Genomic DNA, 15,862 nt, shown 5'->3' on the forward strand with positions numbered 1-15,862 from the left:
GGGAGATGCGGCGTCGAAGCCGTCGGTCGCCGCAGGGCGAGCGGTCAGTTGCCCTGCATCTTCTGATTCATGCAGAAGCGCATCTTGGTGCGGATCGACGAGCCGCTCTCGCCCGAGCCGCGCATCTCCGACTGGCAGGCGCGGCGCGCCTGGGCCTGCGTCATCGCCTTGTTGATGCGGGCGGGCTCGCCGGTCGTCGCGCGCTTGAGGCCGCGCTCCATCGAGCGCTCCACGCGCTCCGCCGTCTGGGCCTGAGCCGGGGCGGCGAGGAAGCCGGCCATCAGGCCGGCGATGGCGAAGCCCGAAAAGGTCTTGATCATCGAGGGGTCCCCCCTGTTGCACTGTCGATGCGTCAGCAACGCCGGAGGGGCGCAGAGGTTTCATCGCAGGGGGCTCGTCCCGCTTCATGCCAGCCCCTCTGTCGCGAGCAGGCGGGCCTGATGCTCGGCGGTGAGGGCGTCGATGATGTCGTCGAGCACAAGGCCCTGCATCATCTCGTCGAGCTTGTAGAGCGTGAGGTTGATGCGGTGGTCGGTGACGCGACCTTGCGGGAAGTTGTAGGTGCGGATCCGCTCGGAACGGTCGCCGGAACCGACCTGCGAGCGCCGATCGGCCGAGCGCTCGGCATCGAGCCGCGTGCGCTCCATGTCGTAGAGCTTTGCGCGCAGCAGATCATAGGCGCGGGCCTTGTTCTTGTGCTGCGAGCGCTCGTCCTGGACCACGACCGCGATGCCGGTGGGCAGATGGGTCAGGCGCACCGCCGATTCCGTCTTGTTGACGTGCTGACCGCCCGCGCCGCCGGCGCGCATCGTGTCGAGGCGGATGTCGGCGTCGTTGAGGACGATGTCGACATCGCCTGCGAGCGGCAGCATCGCCACCGTGGCGGCGGAGGTGTGGATGCGGCCGCTGGTCTCGGTATCGGGGACGCGCTGGACGCGGTGCACGCCGGATTCGTATTTCAGCCGCGCATAGACGCCCCGGCCCGAAATCTCCGCGATGATTTCCTTGTAGCCGCCGACCGTGCCCTCGCTCTCGGAGAGGATGTCGATGCTCCAGTTCTTCTGGGCGGCATGGCGCTGATACATGCGGAAAAGGTCGCCCGCGAAGAGGGAGGCCTCGTCGCCACCTGTGCCGGCCCGAATCTCGAGGATGACGCCGCGTTCGTCGGCGGCATCCTTCGGCAGCAGCGCGATCAGGATCTCGCGGGCGCGGGCGTCGATCTCGACACGCGCGGAATCGCGCTCCTCATAGGCAAGCTCGCGCAGCTCGGCGTCGGTCGCGCCATCCTCGATCAGCGTCTCGGCCTCGGCGAGGCCGGTCTGCGCCTGGCGCCAGGCGGCGATGGCGGCCACGACAGGGCCGAGTTCAGCGAGCTCCCGCGACAGCTCGACCACACGCGTCGCCTCGGTGGCCGTATTGATCTCGGCCGAAGCCGCGGCGTGGCGGGCGACGATGGCGTCGAGGCGGTCCTGCGGAAGCTGAAGCGACATGATGAACTCGGACGGGAGGTGGGAGGGTGCGGCGGGGCCGGGACGGCCCGCTAGACCGGCACCTTGAACTCGGCGGCGAAGGCGGCGAGCTGCGGCCGCAGGCTGGCGGCGCCCTCGCCCGATGCCAGCATCCAGTCGATGCGCTCGGTGAGCTTGCCGACATCGAGCGCCCGCAGCATCGCCTTGACCGGGCCGATCGACGCCGCCGACATCGAGAAGGCGCGATAGCCCAACCCGATCAGCGCCAGCGTCTCGAGCGGCTTGCCACCCATCTCGCCGCAGACGGTGATGGGGCAGTTCGCATCCGTCGCCGCGTCGACGATGCTGCGGAGCGCGCGCAGCGCCCCGACGCCGAGCGGATCGAACCGGTCGGCGACGCGCTTGTTCTCGCGGTCGGCCGCAAACAGGAACTGCATCAGGTCGTTGGTGCCGATCGACAGGAAATCGGCCTCGCGCACGATCTCGGGCAATTCGAACAGCAGCGAGGGCACCTCGACCATGACGCCGAGCTGGAGGCTGAGCGGCGGCACATGACCCTGCTTGGCCAGCATGGCCTGCTCGCGATCGACGATGGTGCGGGCGCGCAGGAACTCGTCGACCGTGGCGATCATCGGCAGCATGATCTTCAGATCGCGCCCGGCGCCGGCGCGCAGCAGCGCGCGGATCTGCGCGCGCAGCAGGCGCGGCTTGTCGAGCCCGATGCGGATCGCACGCCAGCCGAGCGCCGGGTTCTCCTCCTCGACGCGCTCCATATAGGGCAGCACCTTGTCGCCGCCGATGTCGAGCGTGCGGAAGGTCACGGGGCGCCCCTGCGCCTGGTCGAGCACGGCGGTGTAGAGCGCCTGCTGCTCGCTCGTCGTGGGCATGTGCTCGGCGACCATGAACTGCAGCTCGGTGCGGAACAGACCGATCCCGGCGGCTGCGGTCGCCTCCAGATTCGGCATGTCGACCAGCAGGCCGGCATTGATCTGGAGCACGATCGGCACCCCGTCGCGGGTGACGGCCGGCTGGCTCTTGAGCTTGCGGTACTGCTCCTGCTTGCGGGCGCGCAGCCGCGCCTTGTCCTTGTAGGCGTTCTCGACGTCGGGCTGGGGCCGGATCTGGACCTCGCCGGCCTGTCCGTCGACGATGACCGCATCGCCCGACTGGATCAGCGCCGTGGCGTTGACGATCTCGCCCACCGCCGGGATGCCGAGTGCGCGGGCGACGATGGCGATATGGCTGGTCGGCCCACCCTCCTCGAGAACGAGGCCGCGCAGATGCGCGCGGTCGTAGTCGAGCAGCGCGGCCGGGCCCATCGAGCGCGCGATCAGGATCGCGTTTTCCGGCATCTCCTCGCGGGCGACGCCGTTGGCCTTGCCGACGAGGGTGCGCAGGAGCCGGTTGGCGAGATCGTCGAGATCGTGCAGGCGCTCGCGCAGATAGGGGTCGGTCTGGCGCAGCATCTTGGCGCGCGTGTCGGACTGGACGCGCTCGACCGCCGCCTCGGCGGTGAGGCCGGTCAGCACGACCTCGCGCATGCGGCGCAGCCAGCCCTGGTCATGGGCGAACATGCGGAAGGTCTCGAGCACCTCGCGATGCTCGCCAATATGGGCGACGTCGCCTCGCTCGATCAGCTCGTCGATCGAGGCGCGCATCTCCGCAATGGCTGCCTCGAGGCGCTTCACCTCGCCGGCCGGGTTCTCGGCGATCAAGTTGGTGATGGCCACACGCGGCTCGTGCAGCACCGCATGGCCGAGGCCGACGCCATCCGCCAGCGAGACGCCGACGCCATGGATCGGACGGTCGAGGCCGATCGAGGCGCCCGGCCGGGCCAGCGACTTGAGTCCGCCGGCCGCGATCATCTCCGCCATGATCATGGCGGTGGTCTGGAGCGACTCGATCTCCTCGTCGCTGTACAGGCGCGAGGCGCGGTTCTGGATGACGAGGACGCCCATCACGGCGCCGCCGCGCAGAATCGGCACGCCGAGGAAGGAGCGGTAGATTTCCTCGCCCGTTTCGGGGCGATAGGAGAAGGCCGGGTGGTTCTGGGCGTCCGAGAGCGCCAGCGGCTCGGCCTCGCGGGCGATCAGGCCGACGAGGCCCTCGCCGGCGCGCATGGTCGTGAGGTGGACCGCCTCGCGATTCAGGCCCTCGGTGGCGTAGAGCTCGAGCGAGCCGTCCTCACGCAGCACATAGACGGAGCAGACTTCGGCGACGAGATTGCCGGCGATGAGGACGACGAGCCGGTCCAGCCGCTCCTGCGGGCTGATCGACGCCGCCATGACCTCCCGAAGGCGGCGCAGCAGAACGCCCGATCCTCCGTGAGCGCCTCGCATCGATTGTTCGTCCTCCGCCTGCCTGGCCTTCCAGGCCGCTATGCATCGCAGACCTGACACCTGTCATGGCCGAGTCGCAAGCGCTCCCGCCTCGGGCGCTTCTAGCCACCCGCGGCGGTCTTGGGCAAGGGCCGCGGACGCGATGACGCGGAATGGTTGTAGGGCGCGGCGCGGGGACGGGCGTCAGCCACGCGCCTGCGGCTCGGCGGAGGCACCGTTGCCCAGCCCGACCAGGCGGAGGTTCGCCGGTGCGGCCTCCGCCGAACGCGGCTTCTGCGGCGGCTTGCGCGAGCCAGAGCGCCCCTGAGCCGCCTTTGCGGGCTTCGCCGGAAACGGCACGATCTCCGGCTCCGATGGCGCGGCCCCCGACAGCACGGCGAGGTAGTTCTGCGTCCACCAGCCGATATCGGTCGCGGCGATGGTTGCGTAGAGCTTCTCGAAGCGCCGGATGCGCTCGGATTTCGGCATGGCCAGCGCCGTTCGGATGGCCTCCGCGACCTCATGCGTATCGTAGGGGTTGACGATCAGCGCCTCGCCCATCTGATGCGCCGCCCCCGCGAAGCGCGACAGCACGAGCACGCCGGGATCTGTGGGGTCCTGCGCGGCGACATACTCCTTCGCGACCAGGTTCATGCCATCCCGCATAGGGGTCACCAGGCCGACCTGCGCACGCCGGTAGAAGCCCGCCAGCGCGTTTCGGGAGTAGGCTTTCTTGACCACGCGGATCGGGGTCCAGTCGAATTCGCCGAGCGCGGCGTTGAGGCGCCCCGCGACCTCGTCCGATTGCCGGTCGAGTTCGGCATATTCGGGCACGTCCGAACGCGAGGGCGGCGCGATCTGCAGGAGCCCGACGCGGCCGCGCTGGTCGGGGTGGCTGCGCAGGAACTGCCCGAAGGCTTCGAGCCGCTGGACGATGCCCTTCGAATAGTCGAGCCGGTCCACGCCGACCACGAGCTTGCGCTCGCCCAGCGACTGGCGCGTAGCCTTGAGCGGCGTGGTGGCCGAGCGCACGGAAGCCGCCGCGAGCTTGCGGAACGCCTCGACGTCGATGCCGATCGGGAAGGCCTGGACCTGCGTCTGGCGGCGGCCGACACGCAGCCGTCCGCCCTCTACGACGGCGCCGCACATCGCCACGAGGCAGCCCACCAGATTGCCGACATCGGTCTCCGTCTGAAGCCCGACGAGATCATAGGCGGCGATGGTGCTCGCGAGCGTCGAGGCGAAAGGCAACGCGCCGAAGACCTCGGCCGGCGGCCAGGGAATATGGTGAAAATAGCCGATGCGGTTGGTGACGCCGCGGCGGCGCAGTTCGGCCGCCAGCGGGATCAGGTGGTAGTCATGGATCCAGATGATGTCGTCGGGACGCAGCAAACCGATCAGCGCCTTGGCGAAGCGGCGGTTGACCGCGAGGTAGCCGGCGTAATCCACCCGCGAGAACTCGGTGAGGCCGAGCCGGTAGTGCATCAGCGGCCAGAGCGCGCGATTGGAGAAGCCGAGATAGTAGGACTGGCGTTCAGCCTCCGTCAGATCGGTGACCGCATAGGTGACATTGCCACGCTCGACGACGTTCGGTGCGCTGGCCGCCTCCTTGACGTTGCCGCTCCAGCCGAACCAGAGGCCTCCCTGCTGCTCCAGCGCCTCCCGCAGCGCGACCGCCAGCCCACCAGCGGCGGCTTTTTCGTTCCGCTCGGGGATGGTGACGCGGTTCGAGACGATGACGAGGCGCATGGCGGCGATGGTCTCCTGTGGCCTGTTTCCCGCCGTCGCAACGATCCAAATTCGGCAGGGAGCAGGAACAGAACGCCTGCCGCGGCGTAATGTTTCGAGATCGCGTCGCCGGAAATCGGCGCCGGAGTGGCCGTGCTATGGAAAGAGGAAGGCGGGACGGCCCGCGTAATGTCGAATTGCGATGCTGAATAGGGCATGGCCCGCACCGACGATCAGCCGTTCACGGACCGCGGAAACGCCCGGATAGTCATCGAAAGCATTTGATTTCAAACAGGTTTTTTACAATGACCTTCATCGATCCTTCCGTCGCCACGCAGCCCGCGTCCTGGGCTGCGGATCAGCGGGACATCGCGCTGTTCCTCGACTTCGATGGGACGCTCGTCGAGATCGCGCCCTCTCCCGCCGATGTCCGGCTCGATCGGCGTGTCCCTGCGGCGCTCGACACGCTGCGAGGCCATCTGTCGGGCGCTCTGGCGCTCGTCTCCGGGCGGCCGATCTCCTTCCTCGACGACGTGCTGACGCCCTACCGCTTCGACACCGCGGCCCTGCATGGTGCCGATGTCCGCCTCGGAGGCGAAGTGCTGACGCAGGCGCACGCCTCTGCCGAAATGCGGCTGGCCGTGCGGGACCTTGTTCGCTTCGCCAACAGCCATGTCGGCATCATCGTGGAGGACAAGCACATCTCGGTCGCGCTGCACTGGCGCCTCGCCCCGCATGTTCACGACGAGGCACTCGATCTCATGCAGGGCATCGCGGACCGGATCGGCCCGCTCGTGCGGCTGCAGGCCGGTAAGGCGGTGGCCGAACTCGTTCCCGCCAGCGCCAGCAAGGGCACAGCCATCGCCCAGCTGATGCAGGCGGCACCCTATGCCGGCCGCGTGCCCGTCTTCATCGGCGACGACGTCACCGACGAGCATGGCTTCGAGGCGGTGAATGCGCTCGGCGGGCTCTCGATTCGCATCGGCGACGGCGAAACGCTGGCGCCGCTGCGCCTGCCCTCGCCGACCGCGCTGCGTGCCATTCTCCTCAACGCAGCCGACACCGGCCGCCTGACGGCCTCCAGCTTCTATCAAGGATGACGATGACTGTTTCGACGATGCCTGCGGGGCCTCATTCGGCCTCGCTCGACCTCGGCGTGATCGGCAACTGCTCGATCGCGGCCCTCATCGACCGGCGCGCCCGGATCGTCTGGGGTTGTTTCCCGCGCTTCGACCGTGACCCGGTTTTCTGTGCCCTGATCGACAACCAGCCCGATGACGGCGACGCCATGCCCGAAAAGGGTGTCTTCGCGATCGAACTCGTGGGCATGACACGCTGCGAGCAGTCCTACCTCGACAACACCGCGATCCTCTCCTCGGTGCTGTCGGACGATCATGGCAACGCCATCGAGATCCTCGATTTCGCGCCGCGCTTCGTGCGCTATGAGCGCTTCTTCCGGCCGCCGCAGATCGTCCGGCGCGTCCGGCGCATCTCCGGCCGGCCGCGCATCCGCGTGGTCGTGAAGCCCGCGCTCGGCATCGGCGAGGAGCCCGACGAGATCACCCGCGGCTCCAACCATGTCCGCTTCGTCGGGGCCGACCAGACCATCCGCCTGACCACGGACGCGCCGATCTCCTATGTCGTGGACGGCGTGCCCTTTGCAGTGGAGCGGCCCTATTCCTTCTTCATCGGCTCCGACGAGGCGCTTCGCGCCGAGATCGAGGAAACCTCACGCGAGTTCCTAGACAAGACAACGGATTACTGGCGGGGCTGGGTGCGCTCGCTCTCACTGCCTTTCGAATACCAGCGCGAGGTCATCCGCGCGGCGATCACGCTGAAGCTCTGCGCCTTCGAGGAGACGGGCGCCATTGTCGCGGCGCTGACCACCTCGATCCCCGAGGCGCCGGGCACGCAGCGCAACTGGGACTACCGTTTCTGCTGGCTGCGGGACGCCTATTTCGTCGTCCACGCCCTGAACCGGCTCGGCACGACGCGAACGATGGAGGACTATCTCGGCTTCATCACCAACATCGTCGACAGCTTCACCGAAAGCGGCGCCGAGCATCTCCCGCCGCTCTATCCGATCACGAGGGGCGGGACGCTGCGTGAATTCGAGGCAGCCACGCTTTCGGGCTATCGCGGCCACCAGCCGGTGCGCTTCGGCAATGGCGCGGCGATCCAGGTCCAGAACGATGGCTATGGCGCGGTCGTGCTGGCGGCGACCCATGCCTTCTTCGACCAACGCCTGATCCAGCCCGGCAAGGAATCGCTGTTTGGCCAGCTGGAGCGGATGGGGCAGCTTGCCGCCACCTGCTTCGACAAGCCCGATGCCGGCCCCTGGGAGCTGCGCGAGAAGGAGGCGGTGCATTCCTTCTCCAGCGTGATGTGCTGGGCGGCGTGCGATCGTCTCGCCCGCATTGCGGCGACGCTCGGCCGCGCCGACCGCAGCGCATACTGGGAGGCCGAGGCCACGCGCCTCAAGGGCGTGATCCTCGACAACATCTGGAACACCGGGAAGGGTCATCTCGTCTCGACCTTCGGCGGCGACGATCTCGACGCCACCCTCCTGCTGCTCGCCGAGCTCGGCTTCCTGAAGGCGGACGACCCGCGCTATGTCGCGACGGTGGAGGCGATCGGCCGCGACCTGACGCGCGGCGACCTCCTCCTGCGCTACGCGACGCAGGACGATTTCGGCTTCATGCACACCGGCTTCCTGATCTGCGCCTTCTGGTATGTCGATGCGCTGCATGCGATCGGCCGGCGCGAGGAGGCGAAGGCCCTGTTCGGCCGCATCCTGAAACGGCGCAACAGTTTCGGCCTGCTGTCGGAAGACGCTGATCTCGAAACAGGCGAGCTCTGGGGCAACTTCCCCCAGACCTACTCCCATGTCGGGATGATCAACTCGGCGATGCGGCTCAGCCGCAATTGGGAAGAGGCGTTCTGACCAAGGTAAGCGTCATGGTCGGGCTTGCCCGGACCATCTCGTGAAGGAGACCCTCCGGCCCGAGAAGCTCGGGTCGCCGCTCCGCGTCGCCCGAGCATGACGTCTCTGGCGCCTCACTCCATCAGCTTCGCCGCGCGCATCACCGACAGCGCCAGCACCTGCGCGGCGGGCACGATACTCTCGACCTCAAGGAACTCGTCGGGCGTATGGGCCATGCCGCCAATGGGCCCGACGCTGCACAGCGTCGGGCAGCCCTGCGCCGCGGTGAAGCCGGAATCGGCGCAGCCGCCGGTGAACTCGGCGATGGTCGCGATGCCGAAGCCGGCGGACGCTTCGCGATAGGTCTCGAACAGCTTCTGCGAGTCAGACGTCCCTTCCAGCGGCAGGAACTCGCCCTTGATCGAGAGCACGGCGCCCGTGCCTGGCACGACCGGCGTCTCGACAATGGCGCGGATGGCATCCACCATCGCGCTACGCTGGGCGGCCGTGACATAGCGCAGGTCGATCTCGCACCAGGCATGGGGCGCGACCGTGTTGACGGTCTGGCCGCCGCCGATCAGCCCGACATTGACCGTGATGCCCTTCTCGAGATCGGTGAGGCCCTGCAACTTCGGAATCTTGTGACCGAGATCGACGATGGCCGAGGCGCCCTTCTCGTAGTTCGCGCCGGAATGGGCGGGCTTGCCGGTGAATTCGGCGCGCATGAAGACGCCGCCCTTGCGGCCGCTGGTGACCGACTGGCGCCGGTCGCGGGCGAAATCGCTGCCGACAGGCAGGCGGCTGGGCTCGGCGTTGAAGACACAGCGCGATTCCCGCGCCGCCGCCTCGATCACCGGGCGCGAGGACGGCGAGCCGATCTCCTCGTCGCTCGTCGTCAGCATCATCAGCGGGGCGGAGAGGCCGCCACATTCGGCGAAGGCGGCGGCGACGAAAGCCTCGATCACGAGACCTGCCTTCATGTCGGCGACGCCCGGCCCATAGGCCCGGCCATCCTTGATCGAGAACGGCCGTCGCGTCGGCTCACCCTTCGGGAAGACGGTGTCGCGATGGCCGAGCAGCAGTACCGGGCGCTGGTCGTTGGCCGAGGGGTTCGGCAGGCGCGCCTTGACCGCATCGCCATAGCGGCCATCGGGGATGATCTCGACATCGAGCCCGTTGCGCTCATGAAAGCGGGCGATCACCTGCCCGGCGCGATCGACGCCCTCCTTGTCGTAGGAACCGGAATCCGTATCGACCATCTCGCGCAGGAGCGCGACCATCGCGTCCTTGCGGTCGGCGAGCCAGGCCGTGACCTTGGCTTCCTCGGGAGTCATCGCGCTCATGGCTCGTTCTCATGGTTCCGGACGGGACTAGTCGGGACCTTAGACAAGCTGGCTTCCGACCGAAAGCGTATCGCTGCGAGCGGGGCTGCGCAAAAAAAGCGGAGCGCTATTTCGGCGCCGCCATTTTCCGGATCAGCGCGTCACGGGCTGCGCGAGTCTGGGCTCGCAAGGCCTCGTCATCGGGTGTTCGCACCGGCTGTTCGAGCGCCTTGGCGTAATAGCCCAGCGCCAGTTGGTCCGAGGCGATCTCGGCATAGAGATCGCCCAGCCGCTTGTTCGCGATCAGGGCGGCATCGGGCTTCCCTGCCGCGTCCTCGAAGGCGCCGATGGCGCCCGGCGCATCGCCATTGCGGCGTCTCAGTTCGGCCAGCGCCAGCAGGATCCGCACGTCGTCGCTACGAGCTTTGCGCGCCGCATCCGCATCGGCCAGCGCGGCCTTCAAATCGCCCTGCCCGTTACGCGCCTCAATCCGGATCAGCAGCGCCTCTGCATCCGTGGCGCGCGCAGCCAGATGCGCCGTCGCATCCTCGACCGCGCCACTGAAATTGCGCAGCCCGAGCCTGGCCCTGGCCCGCAGCAGAAGCAGGTCCGCCTCGGGCGCAGAAACCGCGAGGGCCGCACCGGCGAAACGCTCGGCCGCGCCGAGGTCGCCCGTCGCGAGATGGATGCGCGCGGCCAACGCCAGCCAGCGCGGCTCCGTGGGCTCGATGCGCAGCGCCATGGCGATGTCAGTCAGTGCGCCGGGATTGTCGCCGCGCAGCAGCAGCCGCGCTCGCTCGCCATAGGCCGAGGCGCGATCGGGCATGCGCCGGATCGCCTCGCTGAAATCGGCATGGGCGGCCCGGCTCTGATTCAGCTGAACACGTGCGAGCCCGCGATGCAGGAACAGATCCGCCATATGCCCGGGCGTGATGCCCATGCTCGCGGCCTTGAAGGGCACCGCTCCCGTCTCGTCGATTGCGGTGGTCAGGTCGGAGGCTGCTTCGAGGGCATTTCCGAGTTTTGCGAAGGCGATCCCGCGGACGGCGCTGGCGCCGCTATGGGCACGATTGGTGGTGAGGACGGCCGAGGCGGCCTCAGCGGCCGCTGCCGCTTCGCCACGCGCCAGGAAAGCCCGCGCGCGCAGCGCCTGTCGCGTCATCTCGTTGCCGAGATGACCCTGCGGCCGGGAATCGAGGGCGGCCAATGCTTCATCCGTCTTGTCGTTCTCGATGAGGGCAATGACGAACAGATCGTCATTGAGAAACTGGCGGCGGTCCTCCGGCACCACGCGCCGGATTTCCCTCAGGTCGGCCAACGCCGCCGCGGCACGGCCAGCCATCAGTTGCATCGTCCCGCGCATCTCGAGGGCATAGGGAGCCGCACCATCGCGCATCAAAATCTGGGTCAGGTCCGCGATGGCCGCCTCATAATCGCCCTTGCCCTCCGCCGCCGTCGCGCGCGTCAGCAACGCCTCTTCGTGCTCCGGTGATCCGGAGGAGGCCCGACGCACGGCACTGTCGGCATCCGCCCAGGCCCGCTCGTAAGGCCGAAGATCGGAATCGTAGCGATAGGTCGACATATGCGCATAGGCGCGGGCGATCGTCGCCGGGAGGTGATCCGGCGCTGCGGCGACGGCGAGATCGAGATCGCCCAGCTGCTCGGCGAAAGGGCGCGCCCGCGAGCGCAGGATCAGTCGATGGGCCCGCTCCTGGGGCGTCGTCGCCGTTTCGACAAGCCGGTCGCAACTCTGGAACCGCAACGGATCGTCGCGCCTGTCGCAGCGCGACTTCAGTTCGGCCTCGTCGAGATCGGCGACGACGATCGGCGCCGGTGTGTCGAGTTCGATGATCCAGGCTGCCGCGACATTTCGGGAGGTCCTGTCATAGGCCATGATCGTATCTGTGCGAGCGGCCGATTGCGCGTAGAGCGCGCGCGCGCCGGGCTTGTCGCCAGCCGCCAGGAGGATCTCGGCCTTGATCTGAACGGCGTCGAACAGCTTCGGGTCGAGCTCGATCGCCTTGTCGGCATCGGTCCGCGCGCCGGCCAGATCCTTCATGGCGAGCTTGACGGCGGCTCGCGTCGCAAAGGCGCGGCCATAGCGCGGCGCCTTCTCGACGACGCGCTCGGCGTCGGCGAGCGCGTCGGCGACCTTGTTCTGCGCCAGCCGCGCTCGCGCCCGGATCTCGTTGAGATCGTGGACGGTCGGGAAAGCCGCGAGACCGTCCGAGGTTTCCTTTTCGGCGAGCTCGTAGGCGTTGAGATAAAAATGGCTGCGGGCCTTGGTGATAAAACCCTCGTTGCCCTTGAAGCCAAGGGTGCGCGCCTGTTCGATCGCCGCGACGGCCTCGCGATATTGGCCCGTGGAGTAATGCAGAAGCCCCATCATATAGTGGCTGCGCGGATGCTCCCGCTGCCAGAACAAGCCCTGGCTGAGATCGGCGCGCGCCCCGGCAAAGTCATTCTGCAGCATCTTCAGGTAGCCGCGATTGGCGTAATTGTCGGCGTCGAAGGGCGCCATCTCGAGCGCCGTGGTGAAATCCGCCATCGCGCCTGCCGTGTTGCCCAGGCCGAAGCGGATCTGGGCGCGGTCGCGATAAAGCGGCATCGCCTTCGGCGCGAGTGTGATCGTCTCACTGTAGTCCTTCTCGGCCTCGGCCAGACGGTTGAGAGCCCAGTAAGCCTGGGCACGGCTGAGCAGGGCCGAGCCCTTCGCCTTGCGGTCCCCGCGCCCCTTGATGATCGTGGTGCAGGCGGCAATCGCCCGCTCGGTCTTCTCGGCCCTGCAGAGCGCGACGGTCTCGGCCTTCTGGGCCAGGGCCGGCGTGGGAGAGAATGCCAGGGCCGCGGCCAGTGGCAGCGCGGCGAGCGATGCGATCCTTGAGAACGAGCAGGCCATCGACCACCCTCCCCTGCCGACCATCGCTGGTTGACGCAGAGGGATCGTAGCAAAGGTCAAGCATGCCGTCATGCCGCTTCGCGCGGCAGTCGGAGCGGGCCACTGGCAGCTGGCTGACGGGGCTCTCGGACCGAAAGCTAGCGCCGCACTTCCGTGGCCATCTTCACCGCGAAGCCCGCGAGCATGCTGCCCATCAGCCAGCGCTGTGCGAGCGCCCAGCCCGGCCTTCGGCGCAGGAACAGCGCAATCGAGCCCGCAGCGCAGGCGATCAGCGCATTCACCGTGACGCTGATCGCGATCTGGACCGAGCCGAGGACCAGCGACTGGCCGAGGACACCGCCGGAAGCGGGATCGATGAACTGCGGCAGAAGCGCGAGATAGAGCATCGCGATCTTCGGGTTGAGCATGCTGGTCAGAAAGCCCATGGCGAGCAGCCTGCGCGGGCTATCGACGGGAAGGTCGCGGATCTGGAAGGGCGAGGCACCGCCCGGGCGGACCGCCTGCCAGGCCAGCCAGAGCAGATAGAGCGCGCCCCCGAACCGCAACGCGTCATAGGCGAAGGGCACCGCGAAAAGCAGCGCCGTGATGCCGAAGGCCGCGCTCAGCATGTAGACGACGAGGCCGAGCGCCACGCCGCCGAGCGAAACCAGACCCGCGAGGCGGCCCTGCGCGATCGACCGCGAGATCAGGTAGATCATGTTGGGGCCGGGCGTGAGCACCATGCCGAGGCAGATCAGGGCGAACGCCGCGAGTTCTTTCGATTCAGGCATCGGCAGCTCCTTGCTGCTCCGGCGTGCCAGATGATGCGGCTGCCCGCAATCTTACCGCCGGCATGCCAGCTCGCCGCGCAGCGCGCAGCCTCCCCCTCGGGAACCCGGCGCCGGAACCACCGTTGTCACCGCTGACCTGGATATCGGGTCGGGGGGATTTCCATGACGCTGTTCAGCCGCCTGCTTTACACGGTGATCGCCTTCACGCTGCTTGCGGCGGCGATCCTGCTCATCGGCGTGGCCGTCTGGCGCACCGCGACAGGCTACTGGACGGGCGAGAACGCGCTGGAATCGATGCTGGACGGCATCGGCCTGATCATCATCGCGGTGGCGGTTGCCGATGTCGGCAAGTTCCTGTTCGAGGAGGAGGTTCTGTCGGACCGGGAGTTGCGGCGCCCGGCCGAGGCGCGGGGCTCGCTGACCAAGTTCATGACCATCATCATCGTCGCGCTGAATCTCGAGGCGCTGGTGCTGATCGCCAAGACCTCCCGCGAAACGATGGGCGACATCGTCTATCCGGGGCTGCTGGTGTTCCTGGCTGCGACGGCGATGGTCGGGCTCGGCCTGTTCCAGAAGCTCAGCCAGAATGCCACCGCCGTGGTGCCGCCGGACCGTCCGAAGGGGAAAGGCGAGAAGCCGCAGGCCCGGGACAGCGCCGCGGAAGCCTGACCGCGGAGCCTCAGCCCTCCGGCTCCAGCAGCATCAGGTCGGTGTCTTCGGGCCTCGCCCCGGCCGCGGTCAGCATGGCGTGGACCTGGCCGCGGTGGTGGGTCTGGTGGTTGAACAGATGGACGACCAGCAACGCGCGGGGCTTGCGCATCTCGCGCTGCGTCGCGCCGGAAAACCAGACGAGATCACCGGCCAGCCATTCGGGCGACAGCCCGCGCGCCCACTCCAGGATCGTGCCGTCGAAGGCGAGCCGCTGCGCGACGAGGTCGGTCCAGTCGGCGACGAGGCCGGCGGATTCGTGGATGCGCTGGGTCGGCTTCGGCGTACCGGCAAAGCGCGACAGCCACATCCGGTCGGCCCAGAGCAGATGGCAGAGCGTGCTGTGGATCGACTTGAAGAAGGCGCCGCGATCCTGCCGGCGGGCCGCTTCGTCCAACGTGGCGGCGGCGGTCAGGAGACTTTCGTTCTGCCAGGCGTTGTAGCGCGCCAGGGTGCGGACATAGCCCGTGTCGATCATGGCCGCCTCCGTTCAGATGACGTTCGTTTCCAGCAGCGGCCGGCCCTCGACGATGCGCTCATGACCGAGCTCGGAGAGGTCCAGCGTGCGATAGCCGCCATGCAGGATGTGCTCGGCGAGACCGCGCCCAACCGCCGGCGCCTGCTGCAAGCCATGCCCGGAAAAGCCGTTGGCGAGGTAGAGCCCCGACAGGCCGACCGCGGGGCCGATGATGGCGTTGTGGTCGAGCTCGTTCATGTCATAGGGGCCGGCCCAGGCCCGGCCGGGCCTGATCTGCTCGAAGGCCGGGACACGATGGGCGAGTGCCGGCCAGACGACCTCCTCGAAGAAGCCCCAGTCGACATCCTCGACATCCGCGTCGGTCTCGATCCACTCCCGGTCCTGCTCGGGCGTCAGCGGCGAGCAGCTGCCGATGAAGAGCTGCCCGTCGCTGCCGCGCTTGCCTTCCGGCCGGCACCAGGAGCCGCTCCGGTCGATCAGAAGCGGGCAGTTGTCGACCTCGCTTTTGCAGAGGAAGGAGAAGACATAGCGCTTCATCGACCGCACGGGGATGGTCACGCCTGCCGTGGCGGCGAGGCGGGCGCCATGCGTGCCCGAGGCGTTCACCGCGGCGCCGCAGGCGATGCGGCTGCCGTCGGCGAGTTCGACACCGGACACGCGGCCGCCCTCGACGGTGTAACGGGTCACCTCTCCCTGGCGGTATTCAACGCCGAGCGACCGCGCCTTCTTGCGAAACGCTTGCAACACGGCCCAACCGTCAAACCACCCCTCGCCGCTCACGCCGAAGCTGCCGCAGGCGATGTCGTCCGCGTTCATCCAGGGAAATTTGCTGCGCAGCATGGGCGCAGCATAAAGCGCAATATCGGCGCCCTCGGCGGCCTGCAGCGCCTGGTTGGCGGCGAGCACGGGAGCCCCTTCCTCGCCCGCCAGATAGAGATAGCCGCCTTCGTGCAGATCGATGACCGGCACCTCGCCCTCGACAGCAAGACGGGTGCCGATGTTGCGCAGGAAATCGATGCCGTGCAGCGAGATGCGGATGTTCACCGCGCTCGAATATTGCTGGCGGATCGACGCTGCGGAGAGCGCCGAGGCGGCGTAGCGATAGGTCGGATCCTTCTCGACGACGACGATCCTGCCCCTGAAACCCGGATCGGCAGCGAGGTGATAGGCGACCGAGGAGCCAAGCGCACCGCCGCCGCAGATGACAACGTCGGCGGATTCGGACGAAGACGACATGGCGGGTCCCA

General features: G+C 68.0%; 12 protein-coding genes. 3 read left to right on the forward strand and 9 right to left on the reverse strand.

Features of this window, described 5'->3' with window-relative positions:
- Window positions 1–44: 44 nt before the first annotated feature.
- The 4 genes from ABIE41_RS23810 to ABIE41_RS23825 all read right to left on the reverse strand — a co-directional run bounded on the left by ABIE41_RS23810 (window position 45) and on the right by ABIE41_RS23825 (window position 5,536).
- Window positions 45–320, reverse strand: a complete 276-nt coding sequence (locus ABIE41_RS23810) for a hypothetical protein (protein WP_354193294.1) — start codon at window positions 318–320, stop codon at window positions 45–47.
- 84 nt (window positions 321–404) lie between these two features.
- Window positions 405–1,490, reverse strand: a complete 1,086-nt coding sequence (gene prfA / locus ABIE41_RS23815) for a peptide chain release factor 1 (protein ID WP_192642671.1) — start codon at window positions 1,488–1,490, stop codon at window positions 405–407.
- Between the two features lie 50 nt (window positions 1,491–1,540).
- Window positions 1,541–3,808 carry a phosphoenolpyruvate--protein phosphotransferase gene (gene ptsP, locus ABIE41_RS23820; RefSeq protein ID WP_192642672.1) on the reverse strand — a complete coding sequence of 756 codons (2,268 nt, stop codon included), beginning with the start codon at window positions 3,806–3,808 and terminating at the stop codon, window positions 1,541–1,543.
- A 183-nt stretch (window positions 3,809–3,991) separates the two neighbouring features.
- A complete protein-coding gene (locus tag ABIE41_RS23825) occupies window positions 3,992–5,536 on the reverse strand; it encodes an alpha,alpha-trehalose-phosphate synthase (UDP-forming) (protein WP_192642673.1) in 1,545 nt (514 codons plus the stop codon).
- A gap of 284 nt (window positions 5,537–5,820) precedes the next feature.
- On the opposite strand from ABIE41_RS23825, the gene otsB reads away from it, so the two are divergent.
- Window positions 5,821–6,615 carry a trehalose-phosphatase gene (gene otsB / locus ABIE41_RS23830; protein WP_192642674.1) on the forward strand — a complete coding sequence of 265 codons (795 nt, stop codon included), beginning with the start codon at window positions 5,821–5,823 and terminating at the stop codon, window positions 6,613–6,615.
- 2 nt (window positions 6,616–6,617) lie between these two features.
- Window positions 6,618–8,459 (forward strand): glycoside hydrolase family 15 protein, encoded by a 1,842-nt coding sequence (locus ABIE41_RS23835; protein ID WP_354193298.1) that lies wholly within the window; start codon window positions 6,618–6,620, stop codon window positions 8,457–8,459.
- Window positions 8,460–8,572: 113 nt separating this feature from the next.
- On the opposite strand, the gene ABIE41_RS23840 is transcribed toward ABIE41_RS23835, so the two are convergent.
- The 3 genes from ABIE41_RS23840 to ABIE41_RS23850 all read right to left on the reverse strand — a co-directional run bounded on the left by ABIE41_RS23840 (window position 8,573) and on the right by ABIE41_RS23850 (window position 13,429).
- Window positions 8,573–9,772 (reverse strand): M20 family metallopeptidase, encoded by a 1,200-nt coding sequence (locus tag ABIE41_RS23840; RefSeq protein WP_192642939.1) that lies wholly within the window; start codon window positions 9,770–9,772, stop codon window positions 8,573–8,575.
- Between the two features lie 115 nt (window positions 9,773–9,887).
- Window positions 9,888–12,659 carry a tetratricopeptide repeat protein gene (locus ABIE41_RS23845; RefSeq protein WP_192642675.1) on the reverse strand — a complete coding sequence of 924 codons (2,772 nt, stop codon included), beginning with the start codon at window positions 12,657–12,659 and terminating at the stop codon, window positions 9,888–9,890.
- 137 nt (window positions 12,660–12,796) lie between these two features.
- The gene (locus tag ABIE41_RS23850; protein ID WP_192642676.1) at window positions 12,797–13,429 is read right to left on the reverse strand and encodes a LysE family translocator; all 633 of its coding nucleotides are present in this window, start codon (window positions 13,427–13,429) and stop codon (window positions 12,797–12,799) included.
- A gap of 162 nt (window positions 13,430–13,591) precedes the next feature.
- Between ABIE41_RS23850 and ABIE41_RS23855 the strand changes: the two genes are divergently transcribed.
- Window positions 13,592–14,098 carry a GNAT family acetyltransferase gene (locus ABIE41_RS23855; protein ID WP_192642677.1) on the forward strand — a complete coding sequence of 169 codons (507 nt, stop codon included), beginning with the start codon at window positions 13,592–13,594 and terminating at the stop codon, window positions 14,096–14,098.
- A 10-nt stretch (window positions 14,099–14,108) separates the two neighbouring features.
- Here the strand turns inward: ABIE41_RS23855 and ABIE41_RS23860 are convergent, their stop codons facing one another.
- A complete protein-coding gene (locus tag ABIE41_RS23860; protein WP_192642678.1) occupies window positions 14,109–14,615 on the reverse strand; it encodes a DinB family protein in 507 nt (168 codons plus the stop codon).
- A 12-nt stretch (window positions 14,616–14,627) separates the two neighbouring features.
- The gene (locus tag ABIE41_RS23865) at window positions 14,628–15,851 is read right to left on the reverse strand and encodes an NAD(P)/FAD-dependent oxidoreductase (protein WP_192642679.1); all 1,224 of its coding nucleotides are present in this window, start codon (window positions 15,849–15,851) and stop codon (window positions 14,628–14,630) included.
- Window positions 15,852–15,862: the final 11 nt, after the last annotated feature.

The sequence above is a fragment of the Bosea sp. OAE506 genome (genome assembly GCF_040546595.1).
Classification (GTDB): domain Bacteria; phylum Pseudomonadota; class Alphaproteobacteria; order Rhizobiales; family Beijerinckiaceae; genus Allobosea.

Coding starts and splice junctions, on each gene's coding strand:
- otsB (WP_192642674.1), top strand. CDS start 5,821: ATGACCTTCATCGATCCTTCCGTCGCCACGCAGCCCGCGTCCTGGGCT.
- ABIE41_RS23860 (WP_192642678.1), bottom strand. CDS start 14,615: ATGATCGACACGGGCTATGTCCGCACCCTGGCGCGCTACAACGCCTGG.
- ABIE41_RS23850 (WP_192642676.1), bottom strand. CDS start 13,429: ATGCCTGAATCGAAAGAACTCGCGGCGTTCGCCCTGATCTGCCTCGGC.
- ABIE41_RS23845 (WP_192642675.1), bottom strand. CDS start 12,659: ATGGCCTGCTCGTTCTCAAGGATCGCATCGCTCGCCGCGCTGCCACTG.
- ABIE41_RS23855 (WP_192642677.1), top strand. CDS start 13,592: ATGACGCTGTTCAGCCGCCTGCTTTACACGGTGATCGCCTTCACGCTG.
- prfA (WP_192642671.1), bottom strand. CDS start 1,490: ATGTCGCTTCAGCTTCCGCAGGACCGCCTCGACGCCATCGTCGCCCGC.
- ABIE41_RS23835 (WP_354193298.1), top strand. CDS start 6,618: ATGACTGTTTCGACGATGCCTGCGGGGCCTCATTCGGCCTCGCTCGAC.
- ABIE41_RS23825 (WP_192642673.1), bottom strand. CDS start 5,536: ATGCGCCTCGTCATCGTCTCGAACCGCGTCACCATCCCCGAGCGGAAC.
- ABIE41_RS23840 (WP_192642939.1), bottom strand. CDS start 9,772: ATGACTCCCGAGGAAGCCAAGGTCACGGCCTGGCTCGCCGACCGCAAG.
- ABIE41_RS23865 (WP_192642679.1), bottom strand. CDS start 15,851: ATGTCGTCTTCGTCCGAATCCGCCGACGTTGTCATCTGCGGCGGCGGT.
- ABIE41_RS23810 (WP_354193294.1), bottom strand. CDS start 320: ATGATCAAGACCTTTTCGGGCTTCGCCATCGCCGGCCTGATGGCCGGC.
- ptsP (WP_192642672.1), bottom strand. CDS start 3,808: ATGCGAGGCGCTCACGGAGGATCGGGCGTTCTGCTGCGCCGCCTTCGG.